General features: G+C 70.6%; 19 protein-coding genes and 2 tRNA genes. 2 read left to right on the top strand and 19 right to left on the bottom strand.

Going from position 1 to position 20,289, the window contains the following annotated elements:
• Positions 1-143: 143 nt before the first annotated feature.
• From ASF49_RS21945 to ASF49_RS21900, 10 genes are all read right to left on the bottom strand, one after another.
• Complete coding sequence (locus tag ASF49_RS21945; RefSeq protein ID WP_056478039.1) at positions 144-785, bottom strand: phosphoribosylanthranilate isomerase; 642 nt, start codon at positions 783-785, stop codon at positions 144-146.
• A gap of 32 nt (positions 786-817) precedes the next feature.
• Positions 818-1,192, bottom strand: coding sequence for a LapA family protein (locus ASF49_RS21940; protein ID WP_056478037.1), 375 nt, complete (start codon positions 1,190-1,192; stop codon positions 818-820).
• Positions 1,193-1,226: 34 nt separating this feature from the next.
• Positions 1,227-1,538: an integration host factor subunit beta gene (ihfB, locus tag ASF49_RS21935; protein ID WP_055959108.1), complete on the bottom strand. Its 312-nt coding sequence runs from the start codon at positions 1,536-1,538 to the stop codon at positions 1,227-1,229.
• 43 nt (positions 1,539-1,581) lie between these two features.
• A complete protein-coding gene (gene sppA, locus ASF49_RS21930; RefSeq protein ID WP_056478035.1) occupies positions 1,582-2,568 on the bottom strand; it encodes a signal peptide peptidase SppA in 987 nt (328 codons plus the stop codon).
• Between the two features lie 370 nt (positions 2,569-2,938).
• Complete coding sequence (gene rpsA, locus ASF49_RS21925; RefSeq protein ID WP_056184418.1) at positions 2,939-4,669, bottom strand: 30S ribosomal protein S1; 1,731 nt, start codon at positions 4,667-4,669, stop codon at positions 2,939-2,941.
• A 344-nt stretch (positions 4,670-5,013) separates the two neighbouring features.
• Positions 5,014-5,724, bottom strand: a complete 711-nt coding sequence (locus ASF49_RS21920; RefSeq protein ID WP_056478033.1) for a DUF1013 domain-containing protein — start codon at positions 5,722-5,724, stop codon at positions 5,014-5,016.
• Between the two features lie 190 nt (positions 5,725-5,914).
• The gene (locus tag ASF49_RS21915; RefSeq protein WP_055959118.1) at positions 5,915-6,859 is read right to left on the bottom strand and encodes a ribose-phosphate pyrophosphokinase; all 945 of its coding nucleotides are present in this window, start codon (positions 6,857-6,859) and stop codon (positions 5,915-5,917) included.
• Between the two features lie 136 nt (positions 6,860-6,995).
• A complete protein-coding gene (locus ASF49_RS21910; RefSeq protein WP_056478031.1) occupies positions 6,996-7,223 on the bottom strand; it encodes a DUF4170 domain-containing protein in 228 nt (75 codons plus the stop codon).
• 149 nt (positions 7,224-7,372) lie between these two features.
• On the bottom strand, positions 7,373-9,109 hold the full coding sequence (xseA, locus tag ASF49_RS21905) for an exodeoxyribonuclease VII large subunit (protein WP_056478028.1): 1,737 nt from the start codon (positions 9,107-9,109) through the stop codon (positions 7,373-7,375).
• A gap of 90 nt (positions 9,110-9,199) precedes the next feature.
• Positions 9,200-9,379: a hypothetical protein gene (locus tag ASF49_RS21900; RefSeq protein ID WP_056478027.1), complete on the bottom strand. Its 180-nt coding sequence runs from the start codon at positions 9,377-9,379 to the stop codon at positions 9,200-9,202.
• Positions 9,380-9,568: 189 nt separating this feature from the next.
• Here ASF49_RS21900 and purD point away from each other — a divergent pair, with 189 nt between their 5' ends.
• A complete protein-coding gene (gene purD, locus ASF49_RS21895) occupies positions 9,569-10,852 on the top strand; it encodes a phosphoribosylamine--glycine ligase (RefSeq protein ID WP_056478024.1) in 1,284 nt (427 codons plus the stop codon).
• 10 nt (positions 10,853-10,862) lie between these two features.
• On the opposite strand, the gene rsgA is transcribed toward purD, so the two are convergent.
• The 6 genes from rsgA to ASF49_RS21865 all read right to left on the bottom strand — a co-directional run bounded on the left by rsgA (position 10,863) and on the right by ASF49_RS21865 (position 18,158).
• Positions 10,863-11,861 carry a ribosome small subunit-dependent GTPase A gene (rsgA, locus tag ASF49_RS21890; RefSeq protein WP_056478022.1) on the bottom strand — a complete coding sequence of 333 codons (999 nt, stop codon included), beginning with the start codon at positions 11,859-11,861 and terminating at the stop codon, positions 10,863-10,865.
• Between the two features lie 40 nt (positions 11,862-11,901).
• Positions 11,902-14,634, bottom strand: a complete 2,733-nt coding sequence (locus tag ASF49_RS21885) for a valine--tRNA ligase (protein ID WP_056478020.1) — start codon at positions 14,632-14,634, stop codon at positions 11,902-11,904.
• A gap of 95 nt (positions 14,635-14,729) precedes the next feature.
• Positions 14,730-15,290, bottom strand: coding sequence for a PopZ family protein (locus tag ASF49_RS21880; RefSeq protein ID WP_056478018.1), 561 nt, complete (start codon positions 15,288-15,290; stop codon positions 14,730-14,732).
• Positions 15,291-15,521: 231 nt separating this feature from the next.
• Complete coding sequence (locus tag ASF49_RS21875) at positions 15,522-16,916, bottom strand: TolC family outer membrane protein (RefSeq protein ID WP_056478016.1); 1,395 nt, start codon at positions 16,914-16,916, stop codon at positions 15,522-15,524.
• A gap of 268 nt (positions 16,917-17,184) precedes the next feature.
• Positions 17,185-17,835 (bottom strand): protein-L-isoaspartate O-methyltransferase family protein, encoded by a 651-nt coding sequence (locus tag ASF49_RS21870; RefSeq protein WP_056478014.1) that lies wholly within the window; start codon positions 17,833-17,835, stop codon positions 17,185-17,187.
• A 249-nt stretch (positions 17,836-18,084) separates the two neighbouring features.
• Positions 18,085-18,158, bottom strand: a tRNA-Cys gene (locus tag ASF49_RS21865).
• Between the two features lie 288 nt (positions 18,159-18,446).
• Here ASF49_RS21865 and ASF49_RS21860 point away from each other — a divergent pair.
• Positions 18,447-18,522, top strand: a tRNA-Asn gene (locus ASF49_RS21860).
• 245 nt (positions 18,523-18,767) lie between these two features.
• On the opposite strand, the gene ASF49_RS21855 is transcribed toward ASF49_RS21860, so the two are convergent.
• The 3 genes from ASF49_RS21855 to ASF49_RS21845 form a co-directional block, all read right to left on the bottom strand.
• Positions 18,768-19,409: a DedA family protein gene (locus tag ASF49_RS21855; protein ID WP_056478012.1), complete on the bottom strand. Its 642-nt coding sequence runs from the start codon at positions 19,407-19,409 to the stop codon at positions 18,768-18,770.
• A gap of 170 nt (positions 19,410-19,579) precedes the next feature.
• Entirely contained in the window at positions 19,580-19,768 is a 189-nt protein-coding gene (locus tag ASF49_RS21850; protein ID WP_056478010.1) for a hypothetical protein, read from the bottom strand.
• Between the two features lie 198 nt (positions 19,769-19,966).
• Complete coding sequence (locus ASF49_RS21845) at positions 19,967-20,167, bottom strand: hypothetical protein (protein WP_056478008.1); 201 nt, start codon at positions 20,165-20,167, stop codon at positions 19,967-19,969.
• Positions 20,168-20,289: the final 122 nt, after the last annotated feature.

Below are 20,289 nucleotides of genomic sequence, written 5' to 3'. Positions count from 1 at the left end.
CAGCTCTGCGTTTGTCGATAGGCCTAGACCCGCGCAGGGGGCGTCGACAATGTGGCCAACGCGTCGAACTGCGAGATCGGTTCCGAAATCCGGGCCTTTCCGGGCGGAAGGCGCGGGGCGCCGGGTCGAGACCCCCTGCCCCGTCAGGCCCGGGCCGCCGCGATGAAGGCGGCGATTCGCTCCGGTGACTTCTCGCCCGGACGGGTCTCCACACCCGAGGACACGTCGACGGCGCGGGCTCCGGTGCGCGCCAGCGCGAGCGCCACGGTGTCGGGGGTGAGGCCGCCCGAGAGCATGTAATCCGCCGGGAGGACGGCGCCACCCAGAAGGTCCCAGTCGAAGGCGTGGCCGTTCCCGCCGGGCAGCGCGGCGCCCGGAGGCGCCTTGGCGTCGAGGAGGATGCGGTCGGCCCGCCCCGCGAAGGCGGGCACCGCGTCGAGATCCCCGGCCGTCGCGACGCCGATGGCCTTCATCACCCGGCGGCCGGTCGCGGCACGAAGGGCCGCGACGCGCTCGGGCGTCTCGCGGCCATGGAGCTGGATCCATTCGGGATCGAGGGCCTCGACGGCGGCCGCCACCAGGGCGTCGTCCGGGTTGACCAGCAGCACCACCCGCTCGGTCCGGCCCTTCGCGCGGGCCGAGAGGACCCGCCCGGTCTCCAGGTCCACGTGGCGGGGACTGCGGGGGAAATGCACGAAGCCGACGAAGTCGGCGCCGGCCTCGAGGGCAACGTCGAGGGTGTCCCGCGTACTGAGCCCGCAGATCTTGATCGCGATGGACGACATGGGGTTCGAGCGCTGCGGGTCTTGGGCCGGTCTCAGCGCGGCGCCGGGAGAGCGACGCGATCGGGGGCGTTGCGGTAGATGCCGTTCGGGCCCTCGTTCGCCGGGGCCGGCGCGTAGGTCTTCAGGCGGGCGGTCTCGCTCTCCAGGCGGCGGATCTCGCGGCGGCGCTCGGCGCTGGTGCGGCGGGTGCGCGACTGACCCAGCCAGGCCCCGCAGCCGCCGAGCAATACCCCGGCCGCGACCGCGATGAACAGCAGCAGGTAGAGCGGCAGCGTCGCGCTGAAGACCGGCATGTCGGGCGAGAGGGGATCGAACGAAACCCGCACCGCATCGCGGTTGGCCACCGCGAAGGCGACCACCAGGATCGCCACGGGAAGCAGCACCAAGCCCTTGAGGAAGCGGATCATCGAGAGGAACTCCGAGCGTAGAGGACGGGGCGGATCAGGACGCGGCGGCCTCGCCGTCCCCGATGCCGGCCTCGTTGAGGCGCAGGCGCATCTCCTTGCCCGTCTTGAACACGGGGATGGCCTTTTCCGAGACGGCAACGGCCGCACCCGTCCGCGGGTTGCGCCCGCGCCGCGCATCGCGACGCTTCACCGAGAAGGCCCCGAAGCCGCGCAGCTCGACCCGGTCCCCCCGCGCGAGGGCATCCGCGATGGTGTCGAGGATCGCGTTCACCAGGGTCTCGACGTCGCGCTGGTAGAGATGCGGGTTCTGCTCGGCGATCTTGAGCACGAGCTCCGACTTGATCATGCGAGGGCCTTCACGAAGTCATGCACGAAAGGTTTGGCGCGCCCTAGCGGGCGGCATCCGTCGGGCCCGGGCGCCACAGCACCAGGAGCCCGCCCTGGGCCAGCCCCGCCGTCTCGTCGCCGACCTGGCGCAGGCGGGCCGCGAGCCCGTCGAGGCCGACGAGGTCGGCTCCGACGCCGAGGGCGGACCAGAGCCGGAAGTCGCTCTTGGCCGTGGGCTTCCAGTCCAGCACCGGCAGGTCCTTGGCCACGCCGCGCTCGGATTCGAGCCAGGCGATGGCCTGCCGCTCGCCGCCGAGGCCGTCGACGAGCTTCAAGGGAACGCTCTGGCGACCGCTGAAGACCCGGCCGTCGGAGACCGTGGCGAGTTCCTTGTCGGTCATCTTGCGCCGGTCGGCCACGAGGCCCTTGAACCACGCATAGGTGTCGCCCACGACCGCCGCGAGGGCCGCGCGGGCCTCGGGCGAGGTGGGCGTGAAGCCCGAGGGCTCCGCCTTGAGGGGCGCCGACTTCACGGACTCGACCTTGACCCCGACCTTGTCGAGGAGACCCGACATGTCCGGATACTGGAACAATACGCCGATGGAGCCGACGAGCGCGGTCTCGCGCGCCACGATGTGGTCGGCGGCGATCGCCGCGATGTAGGCGCCGGAGGCGGCGGTGCCGTCGACGAAGGCGACCATGGGCTTCTTCTCGGCGAGGGCCCGCAGGTTGCGATAGAGCTCCTCGGAGCCGGTCGTGGTGCCGCCCGGCGAGGAGATCGACACCACGACGCCCTGCACCGCGCCGGCGTCGCGGACGCGCTCGATCAGCTTGGTGGTGGATTCGCTGCCGGCGATGAAGCCGCCCACGGAGATCCGGGCGATCTGGGGCCGGACGCTTCCTAGGCCGAGGCCCTCGCCGCCATTGCGGACCCGCAGGCCGACCGCGCCGACCGCGACCACGAGGCCGCCGATGCCGAGGACGCGCCAGAGGGAGAGCTTGCGGCGCAGGCGCCGGCGATCGATCAGAAGTTCGGCATCCGCGGCCATGCGCTGGTTACGCTCCCTCAGGTGCCGGCTTGGCCGGCTGATTGTTCGGGACGCCGAGGTCCGGACGCCGAGCCCGGTACGCGCCCGCGTCCGCCTGCGCGCAGAACCTTGTCCCACACTCGACGCCGATTTGCATCAAGCCTTTGACGCATCTCGCGTCCTCCGGCGTGATGCCCTCGCCGACCCGTCATCGGGTCCGTGTTCTAGCCTTGCCGGACGCGCACCGACAAGGGGGCTCCGGCGTCCGACCCGGGCCGGGCTGGCGGCGGTTCAGGCATGAAAAACGCCCGCGCGGGAGGCGATCCCGCGCGGGCGTGAAGGGTGTTCGGAGCTCCCCGGTCTCGAAGGACCGGGGAGCCTGCGGGACCGATCAGTCCTGCGACTCGTCCTTGTCGTCGCTCGTGCGGGCCTTCTTGAAGGCCGCGCCCAGGATCTCGCCGAGCGAGGCGCCCGAATCGGTCGAACCGAACTGGGCCATCGCCTCCTTCTCCTCGGCCATCTCGAGGGCCTTGATCGAGAGCTGGACCCGGCGCGCCTTGCGGTCGAACTGGATCACGCGGGCGTCGAACTTCTCGCCGGCGGCGAAGCGCTCGGGGCGCTGGTCGCCGCGGTCGCGGGCGAGCTCGGCCCGGCGGATGAAGGTCGTCAGGTCGGTGTCGACGATCTTCACGTCGACGCCCGAATCCTTCACGTCCACCACCTCGCAGGTCACGATCTGACCCTTCTTGAGGTCGCCGGCTTCCGTGAAGGGGTCGCCGCCGAGCTGCTTCACGCCGAGCGAGATGCGCTCCTTCTCGACGTCGACGTCGAGAACCTGGGCGCGCAGCATGTCGCCCTTCTTGAACTCCTCGATGACCTGCTCGCCGGGACGGTTCCAGTCGAGATCCGACAGGTGGACCATGCCGTCGACGTCGCCGTCGAGGCCGATGAACAGGCCGAACTCTGTCTTGTTCTTGACCTCGCCCTCGACCTCGGAGCCCACCGGATGCTGCTGGGCGAAGGCCTCCCAGGGGTTCTGGAGGGTCTGCTTGAGGCCGAGCGAGATGCGGCGCTTGACCGGATCGACCTCGAGGATCTGCACTTCCACTTCCTGCGAGGTGGAGACGATCTTGCCCGGGTGGACGTTCTTCTTCGTCCAGGACATCTCGGAGACGTGGATCAGGCCCTCGATCCCCGGCTCCAGCTCGACGAAGGCGCCGTAGTCGGTGATGTTGGTGACACGGCCCTTGAGCTTGGCGTCGACCGGGTAGCGCTGGGCGATGCCCTCCCACGGATCGGCCAGCAGCTGCTTGATGCCGAGCGAGATGCGGTGGGTCTCGTGGTTGATCTTGATGATCTTGACCTTGACCGTCTGGCCGATGGTCACGACCTCGGACGGATGGTTCACGCGGCGCCACGCCATGTCGGTGACGTGGAGCAGGCCGTCGATGCCGCCGAGGTCGACGAAGGCGCCGTACTCGGTGATGTTCTTGACGACGCCGTCGATGACCTGGCCCTCTTCGAGGTTGGCCACCAGCTCGGAGCGCTGCTCGGCGCGGCTCTCCTCGAGGACGGTGCGGCGCGACACGACGATGTTGCCGCGGCGGCGATCCATCTTGAGGATCTGGAAGGGCTGCGGGGTGCCCAGGAGCGGGGTGACGTCGCGCACGGGGCGGATGTCGACCTGGGAGCGCGGCAGGAACGCCACGGCGCCGTCGAGGTCGACGGTGTAGCCGCCCTTGACCTGGTTGAAGATCGCGCCGGTGACGCGCTCGTTGGCCTCGAAGGCCTTCTCGAGCTTGACCCAGCTCTCCTCGCGGCGCGCCTTGTCGCGCGAGATGACGGCCTCGCCGAGCGCGTTCTCGATGCGGTCGACATAGACCTCGACCTCGTCGCCGACGGCGAGCTCGCCTTCGCGGCCGGGGCCGTTGAATTCCTTGAGGGCGACACGGCCTTCCGTCTTGGCGCCGATGTCGATGACGGCCACGTCCTTCTCGATCGCGACGACGCGACCCTTGACGACGGACCCTTCGGTGATCTCGTGCTCGAGGAAGGACTCCTCGAGAAGAGCGGCGAAATCGTCGCGGCTCGGGCTACGCTGCAGGGCGTTACCAGCGGTCATTCTGTCTCCTGACAGGCCTCATCGGGAGGCCGGCATCGGCGGCTCGTGTGACGGGGCACCCTCGACGTCGCCGCCCGGGGTCCTGGACCCGACGGACTCAACCTCCCGGAGGAGGGCCGACGCATTCTCAAGCGATGGTCGAGAGCGGTCCTCCAAACGGGCCGTGGCCCGGCGGGACAGCCGAGCCTCGTCGAATCCCTTCGGAGAACGGCGGTTGCATAGCGGATTGCCGGGCGTCCGGCAACCGGCCGGGCGCCCGGCGCGCCGTCGATCTCGGAAACGAGAAATCCCCGCGGCAGGGCTGCGGGGATCGGTCGGCGCGGTGCGTGCGGGAGGCGGAGGCGTCAGTCCTCGTCGTCGTCCTCGGTGCTGCGCATGCCCTTGAGCTTGGCGAACACGGAATCGGCGTTGAGCTTCTCGTCGCGGGCGCTGCGGTGATGCTCGTCGGCCTCGGTGTAGTCCGTGGCCGTCGAGACCTCTGTGGGGAGCAGCGTCGCGCCGCCGTCCACGGGCATGTTGGCGGGACGATCCTTGGCCGAGCGCTGGACCTCGAAATCGAGGTCGATCTGGGTGCAGAGACCGAGGGTGACGGGGTCCATCGGCTGCAGGGAGCCGGAATTCCAGTGGGTGCGCTCGCGGATCTGCTGGATGGTCGACTTGGTGGTGCCCACCAGCCGGATGATCTGCGCGTCCTTGAGTTCGGGATGGTTGCGCAGCAGCCAGAGGATGGCGTTCGGCCGGTCCTGGCGTCGGGAGAGGGGCGTGTAGCGCGGACCCTTGGTGGTGCGCTTGACCTCGGGCAGCTTCACCTTCGAGACCGCGACCTTGAGCTTGTAGGCGGGGCTCTTCTGCGCCTTCTCGATCTCGTCGCGGGTGAGCTGGCCGGTGGTGATCGGGTCGAGGCCCTTGATGCCGGCGGCGACCTCGCCGTCGGCGATCCCCTTCACCTCGAGGGGGTGCAGCTTGCAGAAATCGGCGATCTGCTCGAAGGCCAGCGAGGTGTTCTCCACCAGCCATACGGCGGTGGCCTTCGGCATCAGCGGGCCTTGCGACATCGGGCTACTCCAACTGGTTCGTGCGGGACGGGTCTCGGGGCGCCGCCGACAGGGCGTCGCTCGCTCCGGCCTCAGACTGGCCGGCAGCATCCCGTCTCAACGCTGCAATAGGGAAGCGCCGTCTATACAGGTTCCGATGGGGGGAGCGCAATTGCGATCCGCCGGTCTCCGGAGTTCCGGGCCGCGCGTCTCAGGTGAACAGGCTCGACACGCTGGATTCCGTCGCGGTCCGGCCGATGGCCTCGCCGAGAAGCGGCGCGATGGTGGCCACCCGGATGTTGCGGGCGAGCTTGACCGCCTGGGTCGGCTGGATCGAGTCGGTGATGACCAGCTCCTTCATCCGCGAGGCGGCGATGCGCGAGACCGCGCCGCCCGAGAGCACCCCGTGCGTGATGTAGGCGGAGACGTCCTTGGCGCCGGCGTTCAGCAGGGCTTCGGCCGCGTTCACCAAGGTGCCGCCGGAATCGACGATGTCGTCCACGAGGATGCAGGAGCGGCCCTCGACCTCGCCGATGATGTTCATCACCTCGGACTCGCCGGGCCGCTCGCGGCGCTTGTCGACGATGGCCAGCGTCGCGTCGATGCGCTTGGCGATGGCTCGGGCGCGGACCACGCCGCCGACATCCGGCGAGACCACCATCCAGTCCCGGGGATCGAGGCGCTCCTTGATGTCGCGCACCATCACGGGGGCGGCGAACAGGTTGTCGGTGGGGATGTCGAAGAAGCCCTGGATCTGCCCGGCATGGAGGTCGAGGGTCATCACGCGGTCGGCCCCGGCCTCGGTGATGAGGTTGGCCACGAGCTTGGCCGAGATCGGGGTGCGGCCCGAGGTGCGCCGGTCCTGGCGGGCATAGCCGAAATACGGGATCACCGCGGTGATGCGCCGTGCCGACGACCGGCGCGCCGCATCGATCATGATGAGCAGTTCCATCAGGTGATCGTTGGCCGGGAACGAGGTCGACTGGACGATGAACACGTCCTCGCCGCGCACGTTCTCCTGAAGTTCGACGAAGATCTCCATGTCGGCGAAGCGCCGGACCATGCACTTGGCCAGCGGCAATTCGAGGTAGGCCGCGATGGCCTCGGCCAGCGGCCGGCTCGCGTTGCCGGCGATGATCTTGATCGAGGACTTCATGCCGGGGTCTTCATCTCGCGATCCAGGAGGGCCGGTCCCATGCCGGGGGGGCAAGCCTTCGTTGCGGCGCTCCATAACAGCCGCGACAGGGGCGTCACAATGCCTTCACGGGGATTACGAACCCAGGTTTCGCATATCACGGCTCGAGCAGCCGGTGCAGATGCACGATGAAGTAGCGTGTCTGCGCACTGTCAACCGTCGACTGTGCCTTGGCCTTCCAGGCGGTCTGCGCCGAGGCGTAGTCCGGGAAGATGCCGACGATGTCGAGATTCCTGACGTCGCGGAAGTTCACGCCATCGAGGCTCTCCAATTCGCCCCCGAAGACGAGGTGCAGTCTCTGAGCGCTGTCGATCGTCGTCGTCATTCCCGCCTCTCCTCACCGGTCGGTTCCGGCACCTTCCCGAAGGCACGAGCCGTGCCGCCGGTGCGGTCGCAAACGCCGCCGGGTTCGTCAACCCGAACCACGTGCCGCAGGGCACGCGCGGGGGAGGCGCACAGGCACCGGCCCGGCCCTCAGAGGTCGAACAGGGTTCCCTGCCGGGCGGGGATAGGGGCGGCGTCCGCCTGCGCCACCTTCGGCGCGGCCTTCTTCGGTGCCGTCGTCCTCGGCGCGGTCTTCCGGGCACGCACTTGTCCGGGGGCGGGCTCGGCCTGGTCCACCCCGGCGCCGGTCTCCTGGGGGGGCGCCGGGACGGCGTCGGCCCGCGGATCCCAAGGAAGGTCGCGGGTCTGGACCCCGACGACGCCGTCGGCGAATTCGAGTGTCATGCGCGGGGCGGCCTGCGCGGCGGTGCGGACCGCGCGTCCGTCGGCGTCGCGCACCAGGGCATAGCCGCGGGCCAGGACGGCCCGGTAGCTGAGGGACCCGAGAAGTCCGGCCAGGCCGGCGAGGCGGTCGGCACGGCGCTCGGTCAGCCGCGCGCCGGCCCGGACGAGGCGCGCCTGCAGGGCGCCGAGGCGGTCGCGGCTGCGCACCTGCTCGGCGCGGGCTCGGCTGACGGTCCCCTCGCGGGCGAGGACGAGGCGGCGTCCGAGATAGGACAGTCCCTCGCCCTTGCGCGCCAGGTCGTGGCGCAGGGCCGCTTCGGGGCGGCCGCCGAGGCGGGCGACGCGCCCCCGCGCCTGGGCGAGGGCCAGGGCCGGCGGATGCCGGGCGAAGCGCTCGACGAGGCGCGAGACGCGCAGCCGGAACACCCGGGCGTTGCCGGCGAGCGCTGGGCCGAGCCGCGCCTCGGCGAGGTCGAGGCGCTGGCGCTTGGCCGCGAGAAAGGCATCGACGTCCGGCATCGCTCGCATCAGGGCGCGCAGGTCGCTGCGCTCCCGGTCCAGGCGGCGCTGGACCGCCTCGCGCTGGCGCCGCCCGAGTTCGACCACCTCGGGGACGAGGTCGGCCCGCACCGGCACCGCCATCTCGGCGGCTCCCGTCGGGGTCGGGGCCCGGCGGTCGGAGACGAAGTCGATCAGGGTGGTGTCGGTCTCGTGGCCCACCGCCGAGATCAGCGGAATCGTCGAATCCGCCGCCGCGCGCACCACGCATTCCTCGTTGAAGGCCCAGAGGTCCTCGATCGAGCCGCCGCCCCGCGCCACGATGAGCACGTCGGGCCGTGGGATCGGACCGGTGGCTGCCAGGGCGTTGAAGCCCCGGATCGCCGCGGCGATCTCCTCCGCCGCCCCCTCCCCCTGCACTCGCACCGGCCAGACCAGGGCGGGCCGGGCGAAGCGGTCCGCCAGCCGGTGCAGGATGTCGCGGATGACGGCCCCGGTGGGGGACGTCACCACGCCGACGACGCGCGGCAGGAAGGGGATCGGCCGCTTGCGCTCGGCCGCGAACAGGCCCTCGGCGGCGAGCACGCGCTTGCGCTCCTCCAGCAGCGCCATCCAGGCGCCGATGCCGGCGGGCTCCAGGGTCTCGATGACGATCTGGTAGGAGGACTTGCCGGGAAAGGTCGTGATCCGCCCGGTGGCGACCACCTCCAACCCCTCCTGCGGGCGCTGGCGCAGGCGGTTGAAGGTCCCTTTCCAGACCACCGCGTCGATGCGGGCGCTGCCGTCCTTGAGCGAGAAGTAGGCGTGGCCGGAGCCGTGCTGACCGCGAAAGCCCGAGATCTCGCCGCGCAGGCGGACATGTCCGAAGGCGTCCTCCAGGGTCCGCTTCAGGGCGGAGGCGAGATCGCCGACCGACCATTCGGGCACGTTGGAGACCAGCCCGGACGGCGGGGCGGCTTTTGCGGGCGGAGGGGGAACAGCCATGCGCCGGGACGCTAGGGCCGGTGCCGCGGCAGGTAAAGTGGCGCGCGGCGCTCGATTGTCACAACGTGCGTGCCTCGCGTGAGGCGAACCTCACATCAGGATCGAGAGGATCACCAAGGCCGAGACCACCGGCACCGCGCAGATCGCCAGGGCCATCCGCCAGATCGGCAGGCCGTCGAGGTGACCGTTGTCGTTGCAGGCTCGGACCGGCACGCGACCGCGCGTGACGTAATGCGAGAGGCTGACGTTCCGGACGGGCACCGGCGCCATCGAAGTCGGGAGGGATTTGCGACAGCCTGGCATAATCCCCACAACGCCGTCGGGGTTCGTTCGTTCCACCCCGAGCGTACGCGAACATACGAAGATCGGACCCGGTTCGGGGACGCTTCCCGTGCACATCGGCAGGGTCGGCGGCGAATCGCACTTTTCAACGAACGGCTTTTGGGGAACATCACCCCCATGAACATCCTACTCATCGGCTCGGGCGGGCGCGAGCACGCCCTGGCCTACGCCATCGCCAAGAGCCCGCTCTGCGCCCGCCTGTTCACCGCGCCCGGCAATCCCGGCACGGCCGAGTACGGCGAGAACCGGCCGGACCTCGACGTGTCGGACCACGGCGCCGTGCGGGCCTTCTGCTCGGGCGAGCGCATCGGCCTCGTGGTGGTCGGGCCCGAGGCGCCCCTGGTGGCGGGCCTCGTCGACGATCTCCAGGCCGCCGGCGTGCGGGTCTTCGGCCCGACGCGGGCCGCCGCGCAGCTCGAAGGCTCGAAGGGCTTCACCAAGGACCTGTGCGCCGAGGTCGGCATTCCGACCGCCGCCTTCGCCCGCTTCCGGGCCCTCGATCCGGCCCTGGCCTACCTCGCCGCGCACGGGGTCCCGATCGTGGTCAAGGCCGACGGACTCGCCGCCGGCAAGGGTGTGGTCGTGGCCGAGACCCGCGAGCAGGCGGAGAGCGCGGTGCGTGCCCTGTTCGAGGAGGCGGGCGCCGAGATCGTCATCGAGGAATGCCTGTTCGGTGAGGAGGCGAGCTTCTTCGCCCTGTGCGACGGCACCCGCGCGGTGCCGGTGGGCACGGCCCAGGACCACAAGCGCGTCTTCGACGGCGATCGCGGCCCGAATACCGGCGGCATGGGGGCCTACTCGCCGGCCACCATCCTCACCCCCGCCCTGGAGCGGGAGGTGATGGAGACGATCATCGCCCCGACCCTCGACGGCATGCGCGCCCGCGGCATCCCCTTCACCGGCATCCTCTATGCCGGGCTGATGCTCACCGCCGACGGGCCGAAGCTGATCGAGTACAACACCCGCTTCGGCGACCCGGAGGCCCAGGTGCTGATGCCCCGCCTGGCCTCCGACCTCGTGCCGGCCCTGCTCGCGGCCTGCGAGGGCGACGTGTCCGGCATCAGCCTGGAATTCGACGCGCGCCGCGCGGCCCTCACGGTGGTCATGGCCGCCGCCGGGTATCCCGGCACGGTCATGCGCGGGTCGGAGATTCGCGGCGTCGAGGCGGCGGGCGTGAGCGACGAGGTCATCGTCTTCCAGGCCGGCACCCGCTCCGAGGGCGGGCGGCTCCTCGCCGATGGCGGCCGGGTGCTCGCCGTCACGGCGTTGGGCGAGAGCATGATGGAGGCGCAGGCCCGCGCCTACGCGGCGGTGGCCCGGATCGACTGGCCGGAAGGCTTCTGCCGGCGCGACATCGGCCGCCGCGCCGTGGCCCGCGAGGTCGCCGGCGGCGGCATCTGAGGCGCCAGCGTCAGCGCCGCTTGTTGCCGCGCGGACCGGTCGGCACCACCGTGTTTCCCCGGTTCTCGGCCCGCAGGACGTGCCAGCGCGCGACCCGCTCCGGGTCGAGCCGGCCCTCGGCGACGGCGCCCTGGACGGCGCAGCCCGGCTCGTGGGCATGGGTGCAGTCCCGGAAGCGGCACTCGGGCGCCAGTTCGGTGATCTCGGCGAACAGGGTGTCGATCCCCTCGGCCGCGTCGCCGAGCTGGAGGGAGCGGATGCCGGGTGTGTCGATCACCCAGCCGCCGCCCGCGATGGCGTGGAGCGAGCGGCTCGTCGTGGTGTGCCGGCCCTTGGCATCGTACTGCCGGATGCTCCCGGTCGCCTGCGGCGCCGCGTGGTCCGGACCCGCCAGGGCGTTCACCAGGGTCGACTTGCCGACGCCCGAAGAGCCGACCACAGCGACGGTGCGGCCGGGTCCGCACCAGGGGCCGAGACAGGCCGCGGCCTCGGGCTCGCGTGGATTCACCAGCGCCACGGCGAGGTCACGCTGCAGGGCCTCGGCCTCGCGGCGGTAGCGCTCGGCATCCTCCGCGACGTCCGCCTTGGTCAGGACGATGACCGGCTCGGCGCCCCCCTGGTTGGCCAGGGCGAGGTAGCGCTCCAGCCGCGTCGGGTTGAAGTCCGCGTTGCAGGAGGTGACAATGAAGAGCGCGTCGACATTCGCCGCCGCGAGCTGCGGCCTGGAGCTGCCTTCCCGCCGCCGCTCCAGCACGGTCCGGCGGTCCAGGCGCCGGCGCAGCATCTGCGTGCCGGGCTCGACCAGGACCCAGTCCCCGACCGCGTAGTCGCCGGTGTTGGCGTGAACCGGCAGCATCAGCTTGACCGCCCCCGTCTCCGAGAGGGCGCTCATGCGCGCGCGATGCACCGTGGCGACGCGCTGGGGCAGGAGCGTCGCCTCCTCGGGACGACGCTGGTCCGCGAAGAACGCGGACCAGCCGAGATCGGCCAGGGTGCGCGCGGCCGTCACGACGCGCGGCCCGCGCGTGCGCCGAAGCGTCGCGACCCGCTCAACCGGCGAGCCGCGCCAGCGCCTCCGTGATCTTCTCCAGGCGCACCGCCTCCCCGTCGCGGCGCTCGCGCTGCTCGTCCACCACCTCGTCGGGGGCGCGGGCGAGGAAGTCGGCATTGCCGAGCTTGGCCTCGATCTTGGCGATCTCGGCGCCGGCCTTCGCCGCCTCCTTCCTCAGGCGGGCGACCTCCGCCGCGAGATCGACGATGCCCTCGAGCGGCAGGGCCGCCACCGAGCCGCGCACCAGGAGCTGCACCGAGTTCTTCGGGGCGGCGTCCGCGAAGCGGATCTCGGAGAGCCGCGCCAGCCGGACCAGGGTGTCGCCCCAGCGGGTGGCGCGGGCGCGCAGGTCGGCGTCGGCGCCGACCACCACGAGGGGGATCTGCGCGGCCGCCGGCACGCTGGTCTCCGAGCGGGCCGAGCGGATCTCCGAGACGAGGTCGACGAGCCAGCCGATCTCCGCCTCCGAGGCCGAATCGTTCAGGGCGGCGAGGTCAGGCCAGGGCGCCAGGGCGAGGAGGCCGCGCTCCGGCAGGCCCGCGCCCTTGATCGCCCAGAGCTCCTCGGTGAGGAACGGCATGAACGGGTGCAGCAGCTTGGCGATCTGGTCGATCAGGAAGGCCACGGTGGCCTGGGTCTCGGCCTTGGCCGCGGCCTCGACGCCCTCCCCCTGGAGCACGGGCTTGGCCAGCTCCAGGTACCAGTCGCAGAAGATGTTCCAGACGAAGCGGTAGGCCGCCGCGGCGGCGTCGTTGAAGCGGTAGGCATCCAGCGCCGCCGTGACCTCGGCGACGGCCCGGGCGGCCTCGCCCAGCGCCCAGCGGTTTAGGGTCTCGATGGCGCCTTCCGGCCGGTAGTCGGCGCGGAGCACGCAGCCGTTCATCTCGGCGAAGCGCGAGGCGTTCCAGAGCTTCGTCGCGAAGTTGCGGTAGCCCTCGACCCGGTTCACCGCGAGCTTGATGTCGCGCCCCTGCGCCGCCATGGCCGCCAGGGTGAAGCGCAGGGCGTCGGCCCCGTACTGGTCGATGAGCCCGAGGGGATCGACGACATTGCCCTTCGACTTCGACATCTTGGCGCCGGAGGCGTCGCGCACCAGCGTGTGCAGGTAGACCGTCGAGAAGGGCACCCGGTCGGTGACGTGGAGGCCGAGCATCATCATCCGGGCGACCCAGAAGAAGATGATGTCCTTGCCGGTCACCAGGGTGTCGGTCGGATAGTAGCGCGCGAGCTCCGGGGTCTCGTCCGGCCAGCCCAGCGTCGAGAACGGCCACAGGGCGGAGGAGAACCAGGTGTCGAGCACGTCCTCGTCCCGGCGCAGCGCCACGGGCGCCCCACGCTCGGCGTCGGCCTGGGATTGCGCCTCCGCCTCGCTCGCCGCGACGTAGATGCCGCCCGTCTCGTCGTACCAGACCGGGATCTGGTGGCCCCACCAGAGCTGGCGCGAGATGCACCAGGGCTCGATGTTCTCGAGCCATTGGAAGAAGGTCCGCTCGTAATTCTCGGGCACGAAACGGGTTTTCCCGTCGCGCACCGCCTGCAGGGCGCGCTCGGCGAGCGGCTTCACGTTCACGTACCACTGGTCCGTGAGATAGGGCTCGATGACGACGTTCGAGCGGTCGCCATGCGGGACCGCATGGGTGTTCGGCTCGATCAGGCGCAGGCGCTCGCGCGCCTCCATCAGGGCGACGACGCGCTTGCGCGCCTCGAACCGGTCGAGGCCATGCAGGGCCAGGGCTTCCGGCTCGGGGTCCGCTCCGCTCAGGAAAGACGTGTTGCCGTCGAGGCTTATGCGGGCTTCCGCATCCAGGATGTTGATCGGCGTGCAGCCGGCGCGCTTGCCCACCTCGAAATCGTTGAAGTCGTGGGCGGGCGTGATCTTGACCGCACCCGTGCCCTTCTCCGGGTCGGAATAGCTGTCGGCGATGATCGGGATCAGGCGTCCGACCAGCGGCAGGCGAACTCGGCGGCCGACGAGGTGCGTGTAGCGCTCGTCCTCCGGATGGACCGCGACCGCGGTGTCGCCCAGCAGGGTCTCGGGCCGGGTGGTGGCGACCGTGATGACTTCGCCGGTCTCGGCGCCGGCGGCATCGACGACCGGATAGTCGAAGTGCCAGAGATGGCCCTTCACCTCGACCTGGAGCACCTCGAGGTCCGAGATCGCGGTCTGGAACTTCGGGTCCCAGTTCACGAGGCGCTTGTCGCGGTAGATCAGGCCCTGCGCATGCAGGTCGACGAAGGTCTTGGTCACGGCGCAGACCATCTGGTCGTCCGGCGCGCCCGAGACGCCCATGGTGAAGCGCTCGCGCGACCAGTCGCAGGAGGCGCCGAGGCGCTTCAGCTGGTTGACGATCGCCCCGCCGGATTCCGCCTTCCAGGCCCAGACCTTCTCGACGAAGGCGGCGCGCCCGATCTCGCGCCGGCCGGGCTCCTGCGCCTCGGCGAGGCGGCGCTCCACCACCATCTGGGTGGCGATGCCGGCGTGGTCGGTGCCCGGCTGCCAGAGCACGTCGCGGCCGCGCATGCGCTCGAAGCGGCAGAGGATGTCCTGCAGCGTGTTGTTGAGGGCGTGCCCCATATGCAGGCTGCCGGTGACGTTCGGCGGCGGGATCACCATGGTGAACGGCGTCGCCCCGGCCCGCTCGGGCCGCCCGGCCTTGAAGGCGTCGCCGGACTCCCAGGCCGCACTGACGCGCGCCTCGACGGCGGCGGGATCGAAGGTCTTGTCCATCATGGGCGGAGTCGGTTCACGTGTCGGGGAAGCGGAGGCCGGCCCGCTTTCAACCCGTCGAGGCCCTCGCGTCAACTCGCGAGCCCTGCGATTCGACCTCAGCGGCCCCGCGCGACGCGCTCGATCTCGGCCCGGACCAGCCGCTCGACCATGCCGGGCAGGTTGTCGTCGAGCCAGCCCTTCAGCATCGGCCGGAGCATGTCCTGCACGAGTTCCTCCAGGGTGCGGGCCTGGCTGCTCATCACCGTGTTCGAGAGCATGTGGAAGGCCTGGGCGACGCTGGCGTCGGTGACGGCCGAGGTCAGCCGCTCGGTCGGCGTCGGCTCCGGATCGGGCGCGCGGACAGCGGGCTGCGGCGCCGGGCGGGGCGGTTCGACCGGGGCGGGGCGCGGCGGCGGGAGCGGCTCGAAATCCGGCTCGTCGTCGTCGAAGGAGATCGCGTCGAAATCGATCTGCCCGTCCTCGATCGGCTCCTTGCGGAACGCGATCTCGGGCTCGTCGAGGGGAATGGGCTTGCGCACCGGCTGGGCGACTTCGGCGAGGTCCAGCACGTCGTCGTTCTGGGGCGGCGGCGCGGATTTCTGCGGCGCGACCACCTCGGCCTTGGCGATCTGATCGTCGGCGATGATGCGCCGGATCGACGCCAGGATCTCCTCCATCGAGGGTTCCTGGGCCGTGTCCGATGCCTTGGGGCTCGCTGCACTCATCCGGACGATGCTCGGGATCTGGGGTAAACCGTTGCGGTAGGCGCCGAGTATTTCACGCTCCCGCTCCGATACAAGCGCCGGGCGCAGCGCGGCACGGGATAAGCCCGCGCCGCCGCGACACGCTCGGGCGGAGCCGCGGTCTCCGGAGAATCGCGGCCCGGGCGTTCGCTCCGGACCCTGGCCTCAGCGGCCGTCGGGCGTGCGCACGCCGTACCAGAGATCCTTGACCTGATCGAAGTGCTCCTTGGGGCTGTAGACCGCCACCGGCAGCGCCGTGAAGCGCACCGTCAGGCGCCCCACCGCCTGGACGACCCCGTAGGAGAAGATCACCCGGTTGCGCTGGGCGATGATCAGGTTGGTGCGGGCGTTCAGCAGTTCCTGCTGGGCGTTGAGCACGTCGAGGGTGGTGCGCTGACCGACGCGGGCTTCCTCTCGGACGCCGTTGAGCGCCACCTCGTTGGCCTGCACCTGTGCCTGGGAGGCGATCACCTGCGCCTTGGACGCCTCGAGCTGGCCCCAGGCGGAGACGATGGCGGCCCGGATCTGGTCGCGGGTATCCTCGGCGTCGAGCCGGCGCTGCCCGACCGTTTCCTTGGCCTGGCGGATCTGCGAATAGGTCTGGCCACCCTCGTAGAGCGGGATCGACAGGCGGCCCACGATCGAGGCGCTGACCGCGTTGTCGCCCGGGAACTGGGTGTCGTAGCGCTGCTGGACGGAGCCCTGCAGGCCGGCCGTCGGGTACAGGGCGCCCTCCAGGACCTTCACCTGCGCCTCGGACACATCGACGAGATGGAGGGCCGAGAGGATCTGCGGATGTTCCTTGAGGCCGATATTGATCGCGGCGTCGAGGCTGGGCGGGACATAGCGGTCCAGGGGGCGTCCGGGGGCGAGCTGGCGCGGCTCCACGCCGATGAAGCGGCGGTAGGTGCCGATGCTGGCCCGCAGGGTCGCCTCGGCGCCGCTGACGTCGGAGCGGGCGCCGGCGAGGCGGGCCTCGGCCTGGGCCACGTCGGTGCGGGTCACCTCGCCGACGTTGAAGCGGTCGCGGGTCTGGCGAAGCTGCTCTTCCAGGACCTCGACGTTGTTCCGGCGCAATTCCAGGTTCGCCGTGTCGCTCAGGACCGACATGTAGGCCTGGGCCGCGTTGAACAGCGTGTTCATCTCGGTGGCGCGGAGCGCCTCCCGAACGCGGAGCACGTCGGATTCCGCCTGGCGGGTCTGATTGTCGGTGCGAAAGCCGTTGAACAGCGTCTGGTTGACGGTGAGGCCGGCGCCGCCGGGCCTCGTGACCTGGTTGAGCTGGGTGCCCAGCGTCCTGCCCTGGCTCTGGGTGAGGCCGATGTCCGCGTCGATGCTGACCGTGGGGCGATAGCCGGACTTGGCCTGGGCAACGGTCTCGTCGGTGGCCCGGACCCCGGCGCGGCCCGAGTTCAGGGCGGGATTGGCGGCATAGGCCCGCGAGAGTGCGCTCTCCAGCGTCTCGGCGCCGGCCGGACTCGCGAATGCGAGGGCCAGTGCGGCGAGGCCGGCCGGCCGAAGCCTCGTGCGCATCGCAGGTTTCGAATCTCTCACGCTCATCAACCCTTGCGGTTTTTCGATGAACCGGACGACCACACGGAGTGGCCGCCGCGCCTGGGCGCGGTCCCGGATTGCCCGCCTCGCTGCGGAGACTACTCGACCTTGGCCGCCAGAGCACCGGTTGGTTCCGGTCCGCGGCGCGAATCGAGCGTGGGTGCCGCAAAAAAGCGACACCCCCGAAGGCTTAATCAGGAAGCAGGATGCGCCCGCGGCCGGGCGCGCGCGGCGGACGACGCGGATCGGGCGCGCGGTCGGAGGCCGGACGGTCTCAGAACGCGAAGTCGGCCTCGGCCGCGAAGGCGCCCAGGGCCGGGAGGGCGGCGTCGAAGAGCGGGCGCGATCCGAAGGCGTCGCCGGCCCGCACGAACAGGGTCGCCTTGGCGGCCCGGTCCCGTCCCATCACGCAGACCAGGCGACCGCCGTCCCTCAACTGGTCGAGGAGTGCCTGCGGGCGCGTCTCCACCCGGCCGTTCACGAGAATCGCGTCGAAGGGGGCGGCCTGCGGAGCGCCGGCCTCCAGCGCTCCCTCGACGACCGTGATGTGCGCGAGGTCGGCGAGACGCGCTCGAGCGCCCGCCGCGAGGTCGCCGTCGGATTCGAGGGCGGTGATCTCGGCGCCCAGGCGGACCAGGATCGCGGCGCCGTAGCCGTAGCCGGTGCCGACGTCGAGGGCCGTCTCGCCCGGCTGGATCGCCAGGGCCTGGACCATGCGCGCCAGCAGCATCGGCGCCGGCATGGCGCGTCCCGGCCGGCCGAGACGGAGGGTCTGGTCGATATAGGCGAAGTCCTCGCGGCCCTGCGGCACGAACCGTTCGCGGGCGACCTCACCGAAGGCGTCGAGGACCGCGACGTCGTTCACGTCGAAGGTCCGCAGCTGACAATCGACCATGAGGCGTCGCGCCTGCGCGTAATCGAGCATGGATGCCGTCTTCCCTCGACCCTGGGCCGGCGCCGTGCGCCACTCTCGTCCTTCCGGGCGGCCGGACGGCCACGCCGAAGCTTGCGGGTTGTCGTGGATCGGTCGCGAAAACGCAAGGTTCCCGGAGGCGCGGCGCTGACACGCGGCCCCCGGAATCATCCGTATCCGCGCGGTCGCGTTCGCCGCACAGACGTCGGGACGGGAGGATCGGGAAACGGGGAGCCGGATCGAACCGGCAGGGGATGAAGTTGGAGGCCTCGGAGGGAATCGAACCCCCGTACAAGGATTTGCAGTCCTCTGCGTAACCACTCCGCCACGAGGCCTCTGTCGCGCCGCCCCGAGGGGCTCATCCGGCGATCCCCGTCCGGGCGGCCGGCGCGGGGAGAGGGGTCTCTAGCAGAGCCCCATGCGAAAGGGCAACGGCCTTTGGACGATCTTGGAAAGACGATCTTGGAAAAAAGGATGCGGACCCCGGCGCGGCGCCCTCCGCCGGCCTCGGGGCGCCGGCGCGCCCGTGCCGGGGCGGGCTAAAAAATGTGACGGAATCGTCAAATCACCGGTCCGGACACCCTTGCGTCCCGGCCGGACGCTGTGTAGACCCCCGATCGCGGTCCCCGATAGCTCAGTTGGTAGAGCAAGCGACTGTTAATCGCTTTGTCGCAGGTTCGAGTCCTGCTCGGGGAGCCATTCCTTCTCCAAGACATCGCTGTAGTCTGGCTTACCTGAGCGCTTCTCTGTTGAGGCGACGCGTGCGGACACGGTGACCTTGCGGTCAGGCGCGCCTCGGAGCCGCCGACCCCGCTGCCCGCGATCCTCCATTTCTCCCGAACGCGTTCGATCGCTCTCGTCCGGACGAGCAATCCTCGCCCATGAAGAACCCGCCGGCTCCTCGCGGAGCGGCGGGTTTTCGTGCCCCTGCCGGCGGCGACCCGTCAGGCCAGCGGGCCGGGGATCGCGGTCTCGGCCTCGGCGAGGAGCCGGGTCTCGTGCTTGCGCACGAACAGCCACAGGGCGAGGCCGCCGAAGATCACCAGCGCCAGGAGCGCGAGGCCGACCGGACCGGCGATGTGCTCGATCGAGCGGCCGCAGAAATACGAGCCGAAGCCCATGATCGTCGCCCAGGCGATGCCGCCGAGGCCGTTGAAGATCAGGAAGCGGCGCGCATCGAGCTTGTTCACGCCGGCGAGCACGGCCGCGTAGGCGCGCAGCATCGCGGTGAAGCGGCCGAAGAACACGATCTTCCCGCCATGCTCCCGGAAGAGGTACTGCCCGAGCTTCAGCCGGCCGTGGTCGAGGGCGATGAGGTGGCCGTAGCGCAGCAGGAGCGGCATGCCCCAGCGCCGGCCGACCCAGTAGCCGAGATTGTCGCCGAGGATCGCGGCCGCCGCGGCGGCCAGGATGATCAGGCCGATGTTTAGCTGGCCGGTGCTGCCGGCATAGACCGCCGAGGAGATCAGGATCGTCTCGCCGGGCAGCGGCACGCCGGCGCTCTCCAGCGCGATGACGACGAAGATCGCCAGGTAGCCGTAGCTGGCGATCAAGTCGGCGATGGGCAGGTTCGAGAGAAAGGACATCGGCTGTTCCCGCTTCGATAATCCCGCGACACAGAACGGGGGAACATGGCGGGAGCGGGGCTCGTCCGTGGCCGAGCCGTGCCGCGAACTGCGGGGCCTCCCTCGTCGGCTCGCGCGCAGCGCCCTCGCGCCCCGCCATCCGCCGGATGCGAAGGCGCTGCGCGCGCGGATCAGCCGAAGGAGCCGAAGCCCTCGAAGCTGTCGCTGTCGAAGGTCGCGCTGGACTGTGGATCCGACTCGGGCGCCGGAGCGATTTCACCCGGTTCGTCCGGGCTTCGGGTCTGAGGGGAAGAGAAGATCTCGTCGGAGACGAATGCGAGCGGCGAGGCAGAGCGATCGTGCTGCACGTCTTTGGTCATCCAGGCTCCTCAAGTGCGAGGCCGATACTACGGCACAGCTTGGCCTACCCGAACGAACACGACCCGTTAACCCTCGGGATCCGCCGAGAGGGGCAGGGCTGGCATGCGGTGACCGGGCGACTCGTGGCCGGACGGTCACCGCTTCGTCGTCCCGGCGTCACGGAGCGCTGGCTTCGACCGCTCGCATCGCCGAAGGCCTCAGGCGTTCTTGCGCGGGCGATGACCCGGGTCGATTCCGCCCTCCGGCGTCGTCTCGTTGTCGACGTCGCCCTCGACGGTGGAATCCGCCGCGACGTCGTTCGGATCGTGCCCGGTCATGCCCTTCGATTGGCCGATCCCCGGATTGCCCTCGAGGTCGGCGTCGCTCGGGACGTCGGTCTTCAGGTGCTTATCGGACATGTCTGCTCCCGTCGGGGTGGGCCTTTTCGCAGGCGCCAACGCTTCGACCAACCGAACCGATCGGGCGCTGTTCCCGACTGACGGGGTGTGCAGGTTCGTCGCGCCCGGCGCCGGAGCCTTCA

The organism is Methylobacterium sp. Leaf104 (assembly GCF_001422885.1).
GTDB lineage: Bacteria > Pseudomonadota > Alphaproteobacteria > Rhizobiales > Beijerinckiaceae > Methylobacterium.
This window is presented reverse-complemented; position numbering and strand designations above follow the sequence as displayed.

Excerpts from the sequence above, each read along its gene's own strand:
- sppA (WP_056478035.1), bottom strand. The coding sequence starts at position 2,568 with ATGGCCGCGGATGCCGAACTTCTGATCGATCGCCGGCGCCTGCGCCGC.
- xseA (WP_056478028.1), bottom strand. The coding sequence starts at position 9,109 with ATGGCTGTTCCCCCTCCGCCCGCAAAAGCCGCCCCGCCGTCCGGGCTG.
- ASF49_RS21910 (WP_056478031.1), bottom strand. The coding sequence starts at position 7,223 with ATGACGACGACGATCGACAGCGCTCAGAGACTGCACCTCGTCTTCGGG.
- ASF49_RS21880 (WP_056478018.1), bottom strand. The coding sequence starts at position 15,290 with ATGGAGGAGATCCTGGCGTCGATCCGGCGCATCATCGCCGACGATCAG.
- ASF49_RS21915 (WP_055959118.1), bottom strand. The coding sequence starts at position 6,859 with ATGAAGTCCTCGATCAAGATCATCGCCGGCAACGCGAGCCGGCCGCTG.
- ASF49_RS21850 (WP_056478010.1), bottom strand. The coding sequence starts at position 19,768 with ATGACCAAAGACGTGCAGCACGATCGCTCTGCCTCGCCGCTCGCATTC.
- ASF49_RS21870 (WP_056478014.1), bottom strand. The coding sequence starts at position 17,835 with ATGCTCGATTACGCGCAGGCGCGACGCCTCATGGTCGATTGTCAGCTG.
- ASF49_RS21855 (WP_056478012.1), bottom strand. The coding sequence starts at position 19,409 with ATGTCCTTTCTCTCGAACCTGCCCATCGCCGACTTGATCGCCAGCTAC.
- ASF49_RS21885 (WP_056478020.1), bottom strand. The coding sequence starts at position 14,634 with ATGATGGACAAGACCTTCGATCCCGCCGCCGTCGAGGCGCGCGTCAGT.
- ASF49_RS21845 (WP_056478008.1), bottom strand. The coding sequence starts at position 20,167 with ATGTCCGATAAGCACCTGAAGACCGACGTCCCGAGCGACGCCGACCTC.
- ASF49_RS21900 (WP_056478027.1), bottom strand. The coding sequence starts at position 9,379 with ATGGCGCCGGTGCCCGTCCGGAACGTCAGCCTCTCGCATTACGTCACG.
- ASF49_RS21940 (WP_056478037.1), bottom strand. The coding sequence starts at position 1,192 with ATGATCCGCTTCCTCAAGGGCTTGGTGCTGCTTCCCGTGGCGATCCTG.
- rpsA (WP_056184418.1), bottom strand. The coding sequence starts at position 4,669 with ATGACCGCTGGTAACGCCCTGCAGCGTAGCCCGAGCCGCGACGATTTC.
- ihfB (WP_055959108.1), bottom strand. The coding sequence starts at position 1,538 with ATGATCAAGTCGGAGCTCGTGCTCAAGATCGCCGAGCAGAACCCGCAT.
- ASF49_RS21945 (WP_056478039.1), bottom strand. The coding sequence starts at position 785 with ATGTCGTCCATCGCGATCAAGATCTGCGGGCTCAGTACGCGGGACACC.
- purD (WP_056478024.1), top strand. The coding sequence starts at position 9,569 with ATGAACATCCTACTCATCGGCTCGGGCGGGCGCGAGCACGCCCTGGCC.
- ASF49_RS21875 (WP_056478016.1), bottom strand. The coding sequence starts at position 16,916 with ATGAGCGTGAGAGATTCGAAACCTGCGATGCGCACGAGGCTTCGGCCG.
- ASF49_RS21920 (WP_056478033.1), bottom strand. The coding sequence starts at position 5,724 with ATGTCGCAAGGCCCGCTGATGCCGAAGGCCACCGCCGTATGGCTGGTG.